Genomic DNA, 15,538 nt, shown 5'->3' on the forward strand with positions numbered 1-15,538 from the left:
ATTCATAATTATTTTACACATTAACACCATCAAAATAGGGATTTTCGTACACAATACCGAAAATTCAGATAAAAGAGTGAGTCTAGGTTCTAAAGCAGAAAGATTTAGAATCCTAAAAGCTTACGAAAATAACTGGCGTATGATTGACTTACTGGTACCCTCTCTCCACTATCCATAGAAAGTACAAAAGTAGAATGCGTATCAGGATAAATCGCTTTAATATAATTAACATTTACAATAAAGGAACGGTGGCATCTAATAAACGAATCTTTCGGAAGCAAGTATTCAAATTCTTGTAGAGAGTATTTATGTGTGCCTGTTAACTCTTCTGAATTCACATACGTTTTTTTATCTTTAGCCTCTAAATACATGACCTTTGAAAAAGGAACCGGAACCCATCCGTCTGTTGTTTTTAAAGTAACGACTGATTTTCCATCCGTTAAAGCTGGATAAATTGCCGTCACGCACCCTTCAATCTTCCCATTATTTGAAAACGGTACGGCCATTCCATGATAAGGAATACCGAAAACATCCCGGTTAATAAACTCAGAGGCTTTTTGCTTCGTTACCATTGCTTTATGAGCAATCGTCCCTTCCTTAATAGGGTCCCCAGCACTAATCTTTAAATCAATTCGTTTACTTGGCCGATAATAAATATATTCTTTCGTATTCGAAACAGCGATTGATATTTCATCTGAAAATAATTCCCCAACAACATCTAGTAGTATACCTAATGTTTTATCTTCCATATTATTAACACCTCATTTACTATTATACTACTATTATGAACGGGCAACTGCTGCTTTTACATGTAGTGCAAGTTCACTTAATTCACTAGCTTCAATTACTATCAATTTTCTTACTTCCATAATTGTTTCCCTCCACCTTCAAAATATGAACTACTAAAGTATCGCCCCAAGCAATAAAAAAACCTTTATTTTTATAAACTTTAAACCAACTTGCTTCTTATATTACTTGCATTATAAAATAAAAAAGTAATGTAAAAATATTTCATTTAGGGGGAATTGCCTATGCCGTTGGATTCCATTTCAGGTAACGAATATTCCAATATTTAAAGGAGTGCCTGAAATTTGCTAAACTCATATATCAATTCATTATTATATAAAAATACCGAAAAATTTAACGGAACAATTTTAATAGTCCATAAAGAAGAGACTCTTTATAAGCAGTCATTTGGAAAAGCTAATTATAATTGGGACATACCTAATACATCTACAACAAAGTTTCGTATTGGATCAATAACTAAAATCTTCACAGCAGTTTCAATTTTAATGCTGGTGGAAGAGGAAAAATTACAGCTACATGATACTTTAGATCAATTCATTCCAAATTTCCCAAAAGGAAATCAAATTATGATCAAGCATTTATTAAATCATACTGCTGGAGTTGGTAATATTACTGCTCAACAAGACTTTTTATTACAGTCTTTACAGCCTCGAACACCGGATGAATTAATACAGTGGATTATTGCGTGTCCCTTTGAATCTAGTCCTGGTGAAAAATTCAATTATTCGAATTCAGGTTACATTATATTAGGAAAAATTATTGAAGTTATAAGTGGAATGTCTTATGAGGAATTTCTTAAAAAGAGGATTTTCTACCCACTCTCTATAATAAACACAGGTGTTGATTTGAATCATTTCATTCAAAAACATAAAGCAACTGGGTATGAGTTACATCCAAACCATGGCCTTCAGAACGCATCATTTATTCATATGTCTAATTCATATTCAGCTGGTGGATTAGTTTCTACAGCCGAAGATTTATATACATTTGATAAGGCGCTAAAAGAAAATCACTTATTATCAAGCAGGATGACGTCTCGCATGTTTACTGCAGAATCTTACGGATATGGTTACGGTTGGAATATTGCTATGACTGAAAAAAATAATAAACTTATATTCCATCACGGCGGAATTAACGGCTTTACGTCTTCCTATTTACGATTAATTGACAAAGAGGCTACAATCATCATTTTGAGCAATATATCTACATTATTAACATCGACTCTTGCTAATGAAATAGCTTCTTATATAGAAAGTAATTTTTAAAACTATTATGATTTGTAAAACCGTTCAGCATTTTGAACGGTTTTACAAACAATTTAGTTCACCTTAGCCCCATAACATCTTGCTACTGCAACTGCCTGCGCTATATCTAATTTCACATTTTTTAAATCAAAACTTGTAAAATCAATTCTATCAACTATCGCCCCTTTTAAATTTGCACCGCTAAGTTTCGCCTTACCTAATTGTGCACCGGTTAAATCCGCTTCACGTAAATCTGCTTTTTCTAAATTACATTCATATAGGTCAGCTTCATTTAAACGTATACCTTTTAACATTTGTTTACTTAAGTTCGCGAACCTTAGATTCGTATAGGACCAATCGCCCGATAGTATAGTTATTCCGTCTAAATTCGCTTCTTCAAAATCAGAGCCAGTCATTTTACATTCTTCAAACTTCGATACAAATAAATTCGCACCAACAAACTTACAATTCGCAAATGTAGTTCCTTGATGGATAGAAGCATTAAAAAGAGCACCGGTAAAATCACATTCTATGAAATTACAATTTTCAGTAGAAACTTCCGATGCATCTATCCCTCTAAAACGGCATTTTATGAACGTACAATTCTTCAATTCCTCTTCTTTAATCAAAACATCTTGAAAATCTATTTCTACATATTCTTTATTTACAAATTCACTCATAACTATTCCTCCACTTCCTCAAAGAAACCTCACTTCAAAAAGTGAGGTTTCTTCTCATACGATATGTCCATCTAACCAAGAAATCAAATCTTGAAATACTTCATCTCTATTTACTTCGTGGAACATTTCATGTCTTCCATTTTCATATAAACGCAGTGTTACATCTTTCACGCCACATTTTTTATAGTTCTCATATACTTCTTTTACACCTTTCCCCATATCCCCAACAGGATCACGATCTCCTGAAAAAATATGTATTGGAAGGTTTTTCGGTGTTTTCTTGAACTCTTCTAGTTTATTTACCTCTAATACACCAGAAAATAATTCTCGATAAAAACTCGTCGTACAAATGAATCCACATAACGGATCTTGAATATACTTATCAACTTGATTATTATCTGAAGATAACCAATCAAATTTCGTACGATTTGGCTTAAAGTTTGAATTAAAATTTCCGAAAGATAAAAAGTTTAGCATCGGACTTTTCGTTTTCGCTCCGCGTAGTTTCATCTCGATTGTCGCTATTTTATGACCAATGACTCCTAAGAATCCCGGGTTCCCACCAGTTCCTGAAATAAGGAATCCATCATATAATTCACCTTTCAGTTGTACAGCACGTCTTGATAAAAAAGAACCCATACTATGTCCAAGTAAAAATAACGGGCATGTCTGCTCTTTTCTTATCGTTTCTGATACAAAGGTAACATCAGATACAGCCTCATTCCAACCTACATTTGGTTCAAAATGACCATAATCTTCTTCTCTTTTCACTGTTTTCCCATGACCTTTATGATCATGCCCATAAACACCATACCCTGCTTCTAATAAAGCAGCAATAAAGTCTGTATAAACACCTGCATGTTCTGTCATACCATGCGCAATTTGAATAATCCCTCGCGGATTTCCTTTTGGTAACCACTTACGTAAATAAATTTCCGATCCATCCATTGCCGTAACGAAACTTTCCTGTACGTTCATTTCGTCAGCCCCCAACTCTATTATGTATCTCAAAAAATGAATATCATTCATTATTCTTATTATGTATTATATGCAATTGCTTTCATTATGACAAATGTCGCACTTGTCCAATTAACTCTTACACTAATATGTTGACGAATCAAAAATAAAATTATATAGTAACTTACATAAAGTAACTATATAATTTTATTTTTGGGAGGTTTCTATTATGATGCCATCATTATTTTTAGCACACGGATCACCGATGCTCGCTATTCAAGATACAGACTATACAAGGTTTTTAAAAACACTTGGAGAAACATATAAACCGAAAGCAATTGTTATTTTCACTGCTCACTGGGAAAGTGAAGTATTAACAATTTCCTCATCAGATAACGAATATGAAACAATTTATGATTTTGGAGGTTTTCCTCCTGAGTTATATGAAATCAAATATCGTGCGAAAGGCTCTTCTAACATTGCATCTATGTTAGAAACGAAATTTAAAAACAAAGGTATTCCAGTCCATCATAATATGACGAGAGGTTTAGATCATGGCTCATGGACACTCTTGCACCGTATGTATCCAGAAGCAAATATTCCTGTCGTCCAAATTTCAGTCAATCCATTCCTTCCTGCAAAAGAGCAATGTAAGATTGGAGAAGCACTTAAAGGACTTGGCCAAGAAGATATTTTAATAATCGGTAGCGGCGTTACCGTTCATAACTTACGAGCTTTGAAATGGAATCAAACGACACCCGAACAATGGGCAATTGAATTTGATGATTGGATTATTAAACATATGCAGATTACTGATAAAGATGCATTATTTAATTGGGCGAACAATGCCCCTCATGCACAATTAGCAGTACCAAGAGCAGAGCATTTCGTTCCTTTATTTATCGCTATGGGTAGTGGTGAAAATAACGGTGAAATCATTCACCGCAGTTACGAGCTTGGTACATTAAGTTATCTTTGTCTTCAATTTTAAAGAAAAGGATGAAGCAATCGTCGCTTCATCCTTTTCTTTTTTATTCACTTAGTTAACTAACTTCCAAATGTCGTTTCTCTGATACCTCTTCGTTCTTATTATGAAAATAAACCCAAATGCACGCAATAAATAATAATGATGAAGTAGAGAAGAAAACATATTGGAATCCTGCTTGTGCTGCAATTTGTCCACCAAGTACTGGTCCAATCATATTTCCTAAAAACTGAAACGATTGATTATATCCAAATATTCGTCCCGTTACATGAGTTGGTGTATGTTGTTTTAGTAGAGTTTGTACAGAAGGTAATAGTCCTGCTTGTGCGATACCTAATAAAAATCGAAGAATTAATAGTTGCCAAGCTGAGGTTACAAATGCTTGCGGAATAAAAATAATTCCAGCAGCAAACAACGCTACAACTAACGTTTTTTGAGGACCAATTTGATCTGATAGTCGTCCGAGTCTTGGTGCTGCCAAAATAACTGCTAACCCTGTCGCTGACATAACTGCACCCGCAATCATTTCAATATGAGCTGTTCCTGGGCCTTCTAAATTTTTTACATACAATGTAATAATAGGTTGAATTGACATGTTCGCAAGTTGAATAATAAATGTTGTTACAAACAAACTAATAATTAAATGCTTCGCTGGAACCATCGTCCATACTTTTTTCGTTTGTACTTTTTTTGCTTGAGCGGAGTGATTCTCTTCATGTAGGAAGAAAAAAACGATGAGAAAAGAAAGGAATAAAAATGCTCCTGTAACAAGAAAAACATGGCGCATTCCAATTAATTCTGACAAATAACCACCAAGTAATGGGCCAAGTAAAGAACCGCTCACTCCACCTGTTGAAATTGTGGAGATTGCCCAACCTGAATGTTCTTTCGGAGTTTCTGCCGCAATAAATGTCATCGCCGTTGAAAGGAAACCAGATACTGCTCCCATTAAAAATCTTAGTGCAACTAGTTGATACACATCCGTTACAAATCCCATAAGCGTCATAATAATCGCCATACCTAGGCTCGCACGAATAAGCATCAATTTCCGTCCATGTATATCACCAAGTTTTCCCCATATTGGTGATACGATCGCACCCATTAAAAATGTAATACCAAATGCAAGTCCCGACCACTGTGCAATACTAGAAGTGCCAGTCACTCCTAACTCCTCAATATAAAAAGATAAAAAAGGAATTACTAAACTCATACCGGCTGCAGTGGTAAAACAACCTAGCCAACAAATCATCAAATTTCGTTTCCAGCTGGCCATTTTCACACCTTCTTTCTTTAGATACCCATTCTACACCCTTTCTTGTAAAAAGTTTAGTAATTTGCTTTATTTGTAAGATTTACTACAAAACCCGCTATTTTCTAGTAAAAATCACTACATCTCTACATCTTTTTCATAAAAAAACCAACTCCCCTATATGGAGTTGGTTACTTATTCTCTATCGGTATTAAACGAGCATTACAATTTCTTTCATAAAACTCAATCGGACCTGCTTGTCCAATAATTGCGTATCCATATCCATCTTGCTTCATACTCTGTAAACAACGATGTAACAATTGCTTCCCTACACCTTTCACACGATTTTGTTTCGCTGTGCCCATTGGACCAAACAATCCTTTCTTCCCTCTCACTACATCATAGCAAGCGAAACCTACTATCACTTCTTCTTGTTCTGCTATATAAATAGGTAAGTTTTCTTTATATGTACGAAATCCATATTCTATTGAACGTAACCAACGTTCATCAAATTGCTCATTAACAAAACTTGCTAATTTTTTAAAATCAGAAAGGTTAGCCATTCTAACAGTACAAGTTAAATCATTATGCGTAGGAACAAAACATTTTAAATCGACCGCTAAATCTCTTGGCTCAGCTATAATATGTAATATATCTTTTTGTATTTGTGCACTTTCACTAAACGTATCCACGCGAAATAGTGCATACATAACATGTCCTTCATTCATCATTACTTGCTGAAAACGTTCCATACGTTTCTTCGCTATTTGTAAAATTTCTAACACCTTATTAGATACCTTGTATTGGCCTATTTTTTTATACTCTTGATCCGTTAAATCGTCTTGTTTTCGTAATGAAAGTTTTTCTAAAAAATTTGTACCCACGTTACGAAACAAATACATATACAACTCGCTGCAAACTCCAGTACCTTCTTTACACATGCCTATAAACAAATGAACTGGTTGAATAATATTATTTCCCGCCTCTTCTGCTGCAATCTTCAATATGTTATGAACACGTTTTGTAAATTGAAATTCCTCCATATGTATCTTCACCCCCTATTACTTTACTATTAAGCTGTAACCATAAATAAGTGAAACAATTATTCCAACTACCAATATACCTGGCAGTAAATTTGCCACTTTAATTTTAATAATACCAAGTAAGTTCAATCCAATAGCGGCTATCATAATACCACCTGTAGCTGTCATTTCCACTATAAATTGATTCATTAATACTTTCGGGACCAAATTATTAATTTGTGTTGCAAAAACCGCAATACCTCCTTCGTATAAAATAACTGGGATCGCCGAAAATACTACACCAATTCCTAAAGTTGTCGTTAATATAATAGAAATAAATCCATCGATAATCGCCTTTGTAAATAAAATATCATGATTGCCGCGAATCCCGCTATCGAGTGCACCAAGTATGCCCATTGCGCCAATTGCAAAAATTAATGTAGCTGTTACAAAGCCTTCTGATATGCTCCCTTTCCCTTTCGATCCAACTTTATTTTCTAGCCAATCTCCTAACAGTTTTAACTTTCCCTCTAATTGTAGCCATTCCCCGATGACGGTACCAATTACTAAACTTAGTATGACAACAAGAAAATTTTCACTTTTCAATGCCATTTGAAGTCCAAGTGCAGTAACCGCTAAACCGATTGCATGCATAATTGTTCCCTTCATACTTTCTGGAATCCTACTAAATAATTTACCTAGTAAAGTACCAAGTATTATACAAACTCCATTTACAACTGCTCCTAATATAACCATTTCTCATTCTTCACCCTTCGAATTCTTTATTTCTATATTTTGGTTTATTCATTGATTTACAGGTTATCTATATGTTAACTTAATATTGAGAATATTAACAAATGTTTTCACAACATAAACCGCAATTTTTTGTAGTTATACATAATGTGAAACTTTACTTAACGTGAGTTTTATTGCCCACAAATTGCGATATAAATTCAAAAGGGACGGTATTTATGAAAACTTTACTAAAACGATTTCTGTTAATAGCCTTTTGCATTACACCAATTGTTTTATTAATTAACTACTCTTTTACTTCAAAAGCGAAAGACAAACCCGATTTGCAAAACAAATCTAGTAAAACCGCTTCAACAAATGAAAAGAAAATAGAAAATCCGGAAATTACACTCACCTTCTCTGGTGATACAATGTTTGATTGGCAATTACGTCCTGTAATCGAAAAAAACGGGGCTGATTATCCATTCCAGCATGTAAAAGAAGAAATAACAAAAGCTGATATTTCTTTCGTTAATTTAGAGTCAGCATTTACAACGAGAGAAAAGAAAGCTCCTGGACAACTGTTTTGGATTAAAAGCGATCCATCCACGCTTCAAGCGATAAAAAACACTGGATATGACATCGTAAATATTGGGAATAACCATACACTTGATTATGGGCAAGATGGATTATTAGACACGATTTCTCACGTAGAAAAATTAAAGTTCCCTTACATTGGAGCCGGGAAAAATGCAAAAGATGCATATACAGCAAGAGAAATGACCGTAAAAGGGAAAAAGTTCAAATTTCTTTCCTTCGTTCGATTTATGCCTGATACGAATTGGGTAGCTGGTGACAATAAACCTGGTGTTGCGAACGGATATGATTTAAATCTCGTAACAAAAACAATTAAAGAGCAAAAGAAAGATGCAGACTATTTAATTGTCTATATGCATTGGGGCGTTGAAAAATCAAATCGTCCGGTAGAATACCAAAAACAATATGTACCTAAAATGGTTGAAGCAGGAGCTGACGCAATTGTCGGGAGTCACCCGCATTGGTTACAAGGATTTGAGTATTATAATAAAGTTCCTATCGCTTACTCATTAGGAAACTTTTTATTCCCAAGTTATGTGAGCGGGAAAAGCGCCGAAACTGGCGTATTAACTTTAACTTTTAAAGGAAAGGATGTCCAAATGTCATTCAATCCTTACATCATTCGTAACAACCAAATCTCTCCTGTAAATGAGGACGAAAAGAAAAAAGCTCTACAATATTTACAAACAATTTCAACTGACGTAGAAATTGATGGTGCAGGGAACATAAAAAACAAACGAAACTAGACAACGCAAGATCTATTTCTCTGTAACATACTTTACAGAATAGGTGATGATCATGCTGAAAGACTTATTAGAAAATATAAGTTTGTTAGAGAACATTTATAAAATATCTATAGCCGTTCTACTTTTATGTTCATTTTTTTCTGTTAGACTCCTAAAAAAAATAAAACGTGAACGAAAGCTTACTACCTTTGAATTTACTATGTATGTAATCATTCGTATTGCGATATTCTTTTGGTTAACTAGCTTTGTCCTTCTTGAATATGGAAAATATATTGTTTAATTATAAAAAGATAGATACAAGCAGCATTTCCGCTGTTTGTATCTATCTTTTTTATTTCAGGTACAACTGTATGTTTCCCCCTTTCCTTCTATTAAATAAGCAAATCAAACAAAACAGGATTTTTATTAAGCTCCATAAATTGAATATTATTTTCTTTAAAACGAGTAATTAATTGCTCATAATCTTCTTTATGTTTCAACTCTACTCCGACTAGTGCTGGACCATTTTCTTTATTATGTTTCTTAATGTATTCAAAGCGAGTAATATCATCTTCTGGCCCTAATCCTTTATCAAGAAATTCTCTTAGCGCACCTGAACGCTGCGGGAATTCAATGATGAAGTAATGTTTTAATCTTTCATAAATGAGCGAACGTTCTTTCATTTCTTGCATTCTATCAATATCGTTATTTCCACCACTTAGCATGCATACAACTGTTTTACCTTTTATTTCATCTCTATATAAATCAAGCGCTGCAATAGATAGTGCACCAGCCGGTTCAGCTACAATTGCATTTTTCTTATACAGTTCTAAAATCGTCGTACAAACCTTTCCCTCTGGTACTAAAACAATGTCATCAATTACATCTTTACAAGTTTCAAATGTTAACTTTCCTACCTTTTTAACAGCTGCCCCATCAACAAAACTATCTATTTTCTCTAATGCGACATTTTCATTTTGAAGAAAGGCCTCTTTCATAGATGCAGCTCCCATCGGCTCTACACCAATGACCTTTGTAGTAGGACTAACACCTTTCACATATGTACCAACACCTGATGCTAACCCACCGCCGCCGATTGCTGTAAAGATATAATCCACTGGTTTCTCCATATCATGCATAATTTCAACTGCAACTGTCCCTTGACCAGCAACTACATATGGATCATCGAACGGATGAACGAACGTCATTCTATTTTCCTCACAATAGCGCTGCGCTTCTTGGAAAGAGCTATCAAATGTATCACCAACTAATACAATTTCTGCAAAATCACCACCAAAAAATTGTACTTGTGATACTTTTTGTTTAGGCGTTGTCGTCGGCATGAATATTTTTGACGGAATCTTCAATAAATTACACGTATAAGCAACGCCTTGCGCATGATTACCAGCGCTCGCGCATACAACACCGTTTTGTAATTGTTCTTCCGATAAACTTTGAATTAAATTGTACGCACCACGAATTTTGAAAGAGCGAATCAATTGTAAGTCTTCTCGTTTTACATAAACGTCACAACCATATTTCTCAGATAAAACTGTATCACGTTGTAACGGTGTTTTAATAACGATATCTTTCATGCAATTATGAGCCATTAAGATATCTTCAATTTTCACTCTCTCCTTTACCTTCTGCACCATTATATATCATCCTTATCTCTTTTAAATTGGCTCAATCAAAATCCGGGATTTTAAGGACTGCACCTGTATTCGCGGATGTTACCATCTGTGCATAACGCCCAAGCCAGCCAGTTTTCACTTTCGGTTCTGGTCGTTTCCATTCTTTTTTACGCTGGTCTAATTCTTCATCACTAACTCTTACTTCTAACAATCTCTCCTCAACATCGATACAAACGATATCGCCTTGTTTTAAAAGTGCAATCGTTCCGCCCGCAGCTGCTTCGGGTGAAATATGCCCTACCGAAATACCACGTGAAGCACCCGAGAAACGTCCATCTGTTAATAGTGCAACATCTGCACCTAATCCCATACCCGCAATCGCTGACGTTGGTGCCAACATTTCCGGCATACCAGGGCCACCTCTTGGTCCTTCATAGCGAATAACAACTACATCCCCTTTTTTAACCTTCCCAAGCATAATGCCCGCAAGCGCCTCATCTTGTGAATTAAAAATAACGCAAGGTCCTTCAAATCGTTTTACTTCAGTTGCTCCGCTTTTAATAACTGCCCCATCTTTCGCAAGGTTTCCTTTTAATATACGTAATCCCCCTTCTTCACTATGAGGGTTTTCGAGAGAATGAATAACTTCCTTATCTTTAATCTCTGCATGAGCAATGTTTTCTCTTAATGTTTGTCCAGTAGCAGTAATACGGTCTAAATGAAGTACCCCTTCTTTCCGGCTCATCTCTTTCAAAATTGCACTAATCCCGCCCGCTCGATCAATATCTTCCATATGCCAATTGGAAGCAGGGCTTACTTTACATAAATGTGGTACACGTCTTGAAACAGCATCAATACGGTTCATATCATAATCTAGTCCTGCCTCTTGCGCGAGTGCCAATGTGTGCAACACTGTATTTGTTGAACCGCCCATCGCCATATCAAGTGCGAACGCATCATCAATTGCTTCTTCCGTTACAATGTCTCGCGGTTTAATATCTCTTTCAATTAAAATTTTTAATTTCTCTGCTGCTTGTTTAATTAATTCTTCGCGTCTTGGATCGATGGCTAAAATACTTCCGTTACCTGGAAGAGCTAAACCTAACACTTCACATAAACAGTTCATAGAGTTCGCTGTAAACATACCAGAACAAGAACCACAAGATGGACAGCCATGATCTTCAATATCCTTTAATTCTTCTTCTGAAATTTTACCAGATTGATAAGCTCCTACTCCTTCGAAAACAGAGCTTAAATCAACAACTTCTCCTTTAGATGTTTTTCCAGCCGCCATCGGACCACCTGAAACAAAAACAGTTGGAATATTAATACGAAGTGCAGCCATCATCATACCAGGTGTGATTTTGTCACAGTTCGGAATACAAATCATGCCATCAAACCAATGTGCATTTACAACCGTCTCTACTGAATCTGCAATGATTTCACGACTCGGAAGCGAATAACGCATACCGATATGCCCCATCGCAATACCGTCATCTACTCCAATTGTATTAAATTCAAATGGAACCATACCCGCTGCACGCACAGCTTCTTTAACAAGTTTTCCAAACTCATTTAAGTGCTTATGACCTGGAATAATTTCAATAAAAGAATTACAGATCGCTATAAATGGTTTATCAAAATCTTCATCTTTCAAACCAGTTGCTTTTAATAAACTACGATGCGGTGCTTTATCAAACCCTTTTTTAATCATGTCACTTCTCATCTTGTCAAATCCCCTCTTACGTATTTTTCAATTATAATCTCTTACTCTATTTCTTTACTAATTCTTTCGGTGCATGAATCCAGCTCATCATTTCACGAAGCTCTGCTCCTACTTTTTCTAACTGATGATTTTGCTCTGCTTTTTTCATCGCATTATATGTTGGACGCCCAGCTTGATTTTCTAAAATCCACTTCTTCGCGAATTCACCTTGCTGAATTTCTGTAAGTACTCGTTTCATTTCTTTCTTCGTTTCATCTGTAACAATTCTCGATCCTGTTACATAATCTCCGAACTCTGCCGTATCGGAAATAGAATGGCGCATGTTCGTTAAACCACCTTCGTACATTAAATCAACAATTAACTTTAATTCATGTAAACATTCAAAGTATGCAATTTCAGGACGATATCCACCTTCTGTTAATGTTTCAAAACCAGCTTTCACAAGTGCCGTTACCCCGCCGCAAAGCACTGCTTGCTCTCCAAATAAATCCGTCTCTGTTTCTTCTTGGAATGTCGTTTCAATTACGCCTGCACGTGTACAACCTACACCTTTTGCATACGCAAGAGCTAAACTTAATGCGGTTCCTGTTGCATCTTGATGTACTGCCACTAATGCCGGAACACCATTTCCTTCTTGAAATACACGACGAACGAGATGACCTGGACTTTTTGGCGCGACCATCGCTACATCTACGTAACTTGGCGGGTTAATTTGTCCGAAGTGAATATTAAATCCATGTGAGAAAAGTAACATTTGCCCGTCACGAAGATTCTCTTCTACTTCTGCTTTATACACATGTGCTTGCTGTTCATCTGGCAATAACATTTGTACAACTTGTGCGGTTCGAACTGCTTCTGAAACAGACATTACTTCAAATCCATCTGCTTTTGCTACTTCAAAAGACTTACCAGGTCGAACACCAACTACAACTTCCACACCAGAATTACGTAAATTTTGTGCCTGCGCATGACCTTGAGATCCATAACCAATTACCGCAATTGTTTTCCCTTGTAATAACTCTAAATTTGCATCTTTCTCATAATACGTTTTCATATCCCATACACTCCCTATAATTTATCCCGCTTTAATGTGCAGTAAGACCCCCACCTCAAAATTCAGCGAAAGCAAAGAAGTTAGGTGGAGGATCAACTGCCCATAAAAGTCCGATTGGTTCAACTAATAATCAGTGGGGGATGAAGAAAACCCCCACTGATTAAAGTTTCACTTTATTTACTTGCAGTACATCAATTAATTTTTTCAACTGACCAACAAGTAATGTCGCTTCATTTTCAGTACAAACTGCTGTGAGTTTCATTTCAGAAACACCACTAGTATCTCTTTCGTTTAAATGTAAAGAAGAAATATAATAACCACGCCGAGCAAAAATCCCACTTATACGTAATAAGACGCTTGGCTCGTTATGAATAACGAGTGAAAAAGTATGACTCATTCTTCCCACCTCTTCATAATCATTTCGTTATTCCCTTTGTTTGGCGGAACCATCGGAAATACGTTTTCACCTTCTTCTACACAAAAATCAACTACGACAGGACCTTCATGAGCAAATGCTTCTAACATCATTTGTTTCGCCTCGGTTGAATTTGTCGCTCTTAATCCTTTCACTCCATATGCTTCTGCCACTTTCACAAAATCTGGCGATCCAATTTTTGATTCTGACAAACGATTTTCATAAAACATTTCTTGCCATTGCCTTACCATCCCTAAAAATTTGTTATTTATAATAAATACTTTTACAGGAATATTATTTTCAGCAATTGTTTGTAATTCTTGAATGTTCATTTGAAAAGAAGCATCGCCTGCAATACAAATGACGAGTTCTTCTTCTTTCGCAAGCTGAGCACCAACTGCCGCCGGGAAACCAAACCCCATCGTTCCTAGTCCGCCAGATGTTAGAAAAGTCCGTGGGTTTTTCGCTTTATAAAAATGCGCAGCCCACATTTGATGTTGTCCTACTTCTGTCGTAACAATCGCTTCACCATTCGTTAATTCACTTACTAGACTAATAACATGCTGTGGTTTTAACTCACCTTCTTTTTGATTGTAGGAAAGAGGATATTCCTCCTTCCATTCCTCTATTTTCGTAAGCCATTCATTTGTTTGTGTACGAATCGGCATATGTAACAACATGTGTAACGCTTTTTTCACATCTCCAACAACCGGATATTCCACATTTACATTTTTATGGAACTCCGAAGGATCTATATCAATATGTACCTTTTTCGAATGCGGAGAAAAGAGTTCTAATTTTCCTGTTACACGATCATCAAAGCGAACACCCAAAGCAAGGAGTAAATCACATTCTGTTACTGCCATATTTGCAGCATACGTTCCATGCATGCCGAGCATTCCTAAAAATAACGAATCTCCCGGCGGATATGCACCAAGTCCCATTAAAGTAGAAACGACAGGAATACAATTTTCCCTCGCAAACTGAATAAGTTCATCAGATCCGTCTGCATGAATGACCCCTCCTCCAATATAAAGAAGTGGGCGTTTTGCTTCTGAAACTGCTTTAGCTACCTCTTTCAGCTTCATATTGTCTGGCATAGGCTCTAATTTATATCCTGGAATCTCAATTACTTCATTATAAAAACTTGTTACCTTTTCATTTTGAACATCTTTTGGAATGTCAATTAATACTGGTCCCGGCCGCCCGCTTTCGGCGATGTAAAAAGCTTCTTGTACAATGCGTGATAAATGATTCACATCACGAACTTGGTAATTATGCTTCGTAACAGGTACTGTAATCCCGACAACATCTGCTTCTTGAAATCCTTCTTTTCCGATGAGAGGTTTTGCAACTTGCCCTGTAATGACAACTAAAGGAATCGAATCCATATAAGCATCTGCTAAACCCGTAACTAAATTTGTCGCCCCTGGGCCAGAGGTAGCAAAGACTACCCCGACCTTTCCAGAAGCTCTCGCATATCCTTCTGCCGCATGAATAGCAGCTTGTTCATGACGAGTTAAAACATGCTTCAATCCACTTCCGTATAGCGCATCGTATACTGGCAAAATCGCTCCTCCCGGATAACCAAAAACAGTCGTTACGCCTAATTTTTTCAAACATTGAATAACGTGTCCGGCGCCTGTCACTTCTTCACACTGCAATTTCTCACGTGTTGTATACTGCTGCTCCATTTTAATTAACTCCTCTC

At 36.1% G+C, this 15,538-nt stretch carries 15 protein-coding genes; 4 read left to right on the forward strand and 11 right to left on the reverse strand.

The genetic code is table 11. From position 1 onward, the window contains the following. Positions 1-104 precede the first annotated feature (104 nt). Positions 105-749: a LytTR family DNA-binding domain-containing protein gene (locus ACTFOB_RS14575; RefSeq protein ID WP_098501045.1), complete on the reverse strand. Its 645-nt coding sequence runs from the start codon at positions 747-749 to the stop codon at positions 105-107. 342 nt (positions 750-1,091) lie between these two features. Here ACTFOB_RS14575 and ACTFOB_RS14580 point away from each other — a divergent pair, with 342 nt between their 5' ends. Further along, positions 1,092-2,072 carry a serine hydrolase domain-containing protein gene (locus ACTFOB_RS14580; RefSeq protein WP_440027317.1) on the forward strand — a complete coding sequence of 327 codons (981 nt, stop codon included), beginning with the start codon at positions 1,092-1,094 and terminating at the stop codon, positions 2,070-2,072. 53 nt (positions 2,073-2,125) lie between these two features. Here the strand turns inward: ACTFOB_RS14580 and ACTFOB_RS14585 are convergent, their stop codons facing one another. Together ACTFOB_RS14585 and ACTFOB_RS14590 are read right to left on the reverse strand one after the other, a co-directional pair. Further along, positions 2,126-2,731, reverse strand: a complete 606-nt coding sequence (locus ACTFOB_RS14585) for a pentapeptide repeat-containing protein (RefSeq protein ID WP_440027315.1) — start codon at positions 2,729-2,731, stop codon at positions 2,126-2,128. A gap of 54 nt (positions 2,732-2,785) precedes the next feature. Continuing rightward, entirely contained in the window at positions 2,786-3,709 is a 924-nt protein-coding gene (locus ACTFOB_RS14590) for an alpha/beta hydrolase (protein WP_440027313.1), read from the reverse strand. A gap of 208 nt (positions 3,710-3,917) precedes the next feature. Between ACTFOB_RS14590 and ACTFOB_RS14595 the strand changes: the two genes are divergently transcribed. Beyond that, a complete protein-coding gene (locus tag ACTFOB_RS14595; protein WP_440027311.1) occupies positions 3,918-4,679 on the forward strand; it encodes a DODA-type extradiol aromatic ring-opening family dioxygenase in 762 nt (253 codons plus the stop codon). 52 nt (positions 4,680-4,731) lie between these two features. On the opposite strand, the gene ACTFOB_RS14600 is transcribed toward ACTFOB_RS14595, so the two are convergent. The 3 genes from ACTFOB_RS14600 to ACTFOB_RS14610 all read right to left on the reverse strand — a co-directional run bounded on the left by ACTFOB_RS14600 (position 4,732) and on the right by ACTFOB_RS14610 (position 7,700). Beyond that, positions 4,732-5,946, reverse strand: coding sequence for a multidrug efflux MFS transporter (locus tag ACTFOB_RS14600; protein ID WP_440027309.1), 1,215 nt, complete (start codon positions 5,944-5,946; stop codon positions 4,732-4,734). Between the two features lie 167 nt (positions 5,947-6,113). After that, on the reverse strand, positions 6,114-6,965 hold the full coding sequence (locus tag ACTFOB_RS14605; RefSeq protein ID WP_440027307.1) for a GNAT family N-acetyltransferase: 852 nt from the start codon (positions 6,963-6,965) through the stop codon (positions 6,114-6,116). Between the two features lie 18 nt (positions 6,966-6,983). Next, positions 6,984-7,700: a DUF554 domain-containing protein gene (locus ACTFOB_RS14610; protein ID WP_440027306.1), complete on the reverse strand. Its 717-nt coding sequence runs from the start codon at positions 7,698-7,700 to the stop codon at positions 6,984-6,986. Between the two features lie 215 nt (positions 7,701-7,915). Between ACTFOB_RS14610 and ACTFOB_RS14615 the strand changes: the two genes are divergently transcribed. Beyond that, positions 7,916-9,019 carry a CapA family protein gene (locus ACTFOB_RS14615; protein ID WP_440027305.1) on the forward strand — a complete coding sequence of 368 codons (1,104 nt, stop codon included), beginning with the start codon at positions 7,916-7,918 and terminating at the stop codon, positions 9,017-9,019. Positions 9,020-9,071: 52 nt separating this feature from the next. Then, positions 9,072-9,299, forward strand: coding sequence for a hypothetical protein (locus ACTFOB_RS14620; RefSeq protein WP_151630841.1), 228 nt, complete (start codon positions 9,072-9,074; stop codon positions 9,297-9,299). 91 nt (positions 9,300-9,390) lie between these two features. Here the strand turns inward: ACTFOB_RS14620 and ilvA are convergent, their stop codons facing one another. The 5 genes from ilvA to ilvB all read right to left on the reverse strand — a co-directional run bounded on the left by ilvA (position 9,391) and on the right by ilvB (position 15,521). Beyond that, positions 9,391-10,653, reverse strand: a complete 1,263-nt coding sequence (ilvA, locus tag ACTFOB_RS14625; protein WP_440027303.1) for a threonine ammonia-lyase IlvA — start codon at positions 10,651-10,653, stop codon at positions 9,391-9,393. A 31-nt stretch (positions 10,654-10,684) separates the two neighbouring features. Then, positions 10,685-12,358: a dihydroxy-acid dehydratase gene (ilvD, locus tag ACTFOB_RS14630; RefSeq protein ID WP_440027301.1), complete on the reverse strand. Its 1,674-nt coding sequence runs from the start codon at positions 12,356-12,358 to the stop codon at positions 10,685-10,687. Between the two features lie 46 nt (positions 12,359-12,404). Further along, positions 12,405-13,412 (reverse strand): ketol-acid reductoisomerase, encoded by a 1,008-nt coding sequence (gene ilvC, locus ACTFOB_RS14635; protein ID WP_440027300.1) that lies wholly within the window; start codon positions 13,410-13,412, stop codon positions 12,405-12,407. A gap of 160 nt (positions 13,413-13,572) precedes the next feature. Then, complete coding sequence (locus tag ACTFOB_RS14640; RefSeq protein ID WP_137014588.1) at positions 13,573-13,809, reverse strand: ACT domain-containing protein; 237 nt, start codon at positions 13,807-13,809, stop codon at positions 13,573-13,575. Continuing rightward, positions 13,806-15,521, reverse strand: a complete 1,716-nt coding sequence (gene ilvB / locus ACTFOB_RS14645) for an acetolactate synthase large subunit (protein ID WP_440027297.1) — start codon at positions 15,519-15,521, stop codon at positions 13,806-13,808. The genes ACTFOB_RS14640 and ilvB overlap by 4 nt, the downstream gene beginning before the upstream one ends. Positions 15,522-15,538 lie beyond the last annotated feature (17 nt).

Source organism: Bacillus cereus group sp. MYBK79-1 (assembly GCF_051915365.1).
Taxonomy (GTDB): domain Bacteria; phylum Bacillota; class Bacilli; order Bacillales; family Bacillaceae_G; genus Bacillus_A.

What these genes read in the sequence shown, in the direction of transcription:
- ACTFOB_RS14575 (WP_098501045.1), bottom strand. Translation starts at nt 749, where the DNA reads ATGGAAGATAAAACATTAGGTATACTACTAGATGTTGTTGGGGAATTA.
- ACTFOB_RS14585 (WP_440027315.1), bottom strand. Translation starts at nt 2,731, where the DNA reads ATGAGTGAATTTGTAAATAAAGAATATGTAGAAATAGATTTTCAAGAT.
- ACTFOB_RS14590 (WP_440027313.1), bottom strand. Translation starts at nt 3,709, where the DNA reads ATGAACGTACAGGAAAGTTTCGTTACGGCAATGGATGGATCGGAAATT.
- ACTFOB_RS14595 (WP_440027311.1), top strand. Translation starts at nt 3,918, where the DNA reads ATGATGCCATCATTATTTTTAGCACACGGATCACCGATGCTCGCTATT.
- ACTFOB_RS14600 (WP_440027309.1), bottom strand. Translation starts at nt 5,946, where the DNA reads ATGGCCAGCTGGAAACGAAATTTGATGATTTGTTGGCTAGGTTGTTTT.
- ACTFOB_RS14605 (WP_440027307.1), bottom strand. Translation starts at nt 6,965, where the DNA reads ATGGAGGAATTTCAATTTACAAAACGTGTTCATAACATATTGAAGATT.
- ACTFOB_RS14610 (WP_440027306.1), bottom strand. Translation starts at nt 7,700, where the DNA reads ATGGTTATATTAGGAGCAGTTGTAAATGGAGTTTGTATAATACTTGGT.
- ACTFOB_RS14615 (WP_440027305.1), top strand. Translation starts at nt 7,916, where the DNA reads ATGAAAACTTTACTAAAACGATTTCTGTTAATAGCCTTTTGCATTACA.
- ACTFOB_RS14620 (WP_151630841.1), top strand. Translation starts at nt 9,072, where the DNA reads ATGCTGAAAGACTTATTAGAAAATATAAGTTTGTTAGAGAACATTTAT.
- ilvA (WP_440027303.1), bottom strand. Translation starts at nt 10,653, where the DNA reads ATGGTGCAGAAGGTAAAGGAGAGAGTGAAAATTGAAGATATCTTAATG.
- ilvD (WP_440027301.1), bottom strand. Translation starts at nt 12,358, where the DNA reads ATGAGAAGTGACATGATTAAAAAAGGGTTTGATAAAGCACCGCATCGT.
- ilvC (WP_440027300.1), bottom strand. Translation starts at nt 13,412, where the DNA reads ATGAAAACGTATTATGAGAAAGATGCAAATTTAGAGTTATTACAAGGG.
- ACTFOB_RS14640 (WP_137014588.1), bottom strand. Translation starts at nt 13,809, where the DNA reads ATGAGTCATACTTTTTCACTCGTTATTCATAACGAGCCAAGCGTCTTA.
- ilvB (WP_440027297.1), bottom strand. Translation starts at nt 15,521, where the DNA reads ATGGAGCAGCAGTATACAACACGTGAGAAATTGCAGTGTGAAGAAGTG.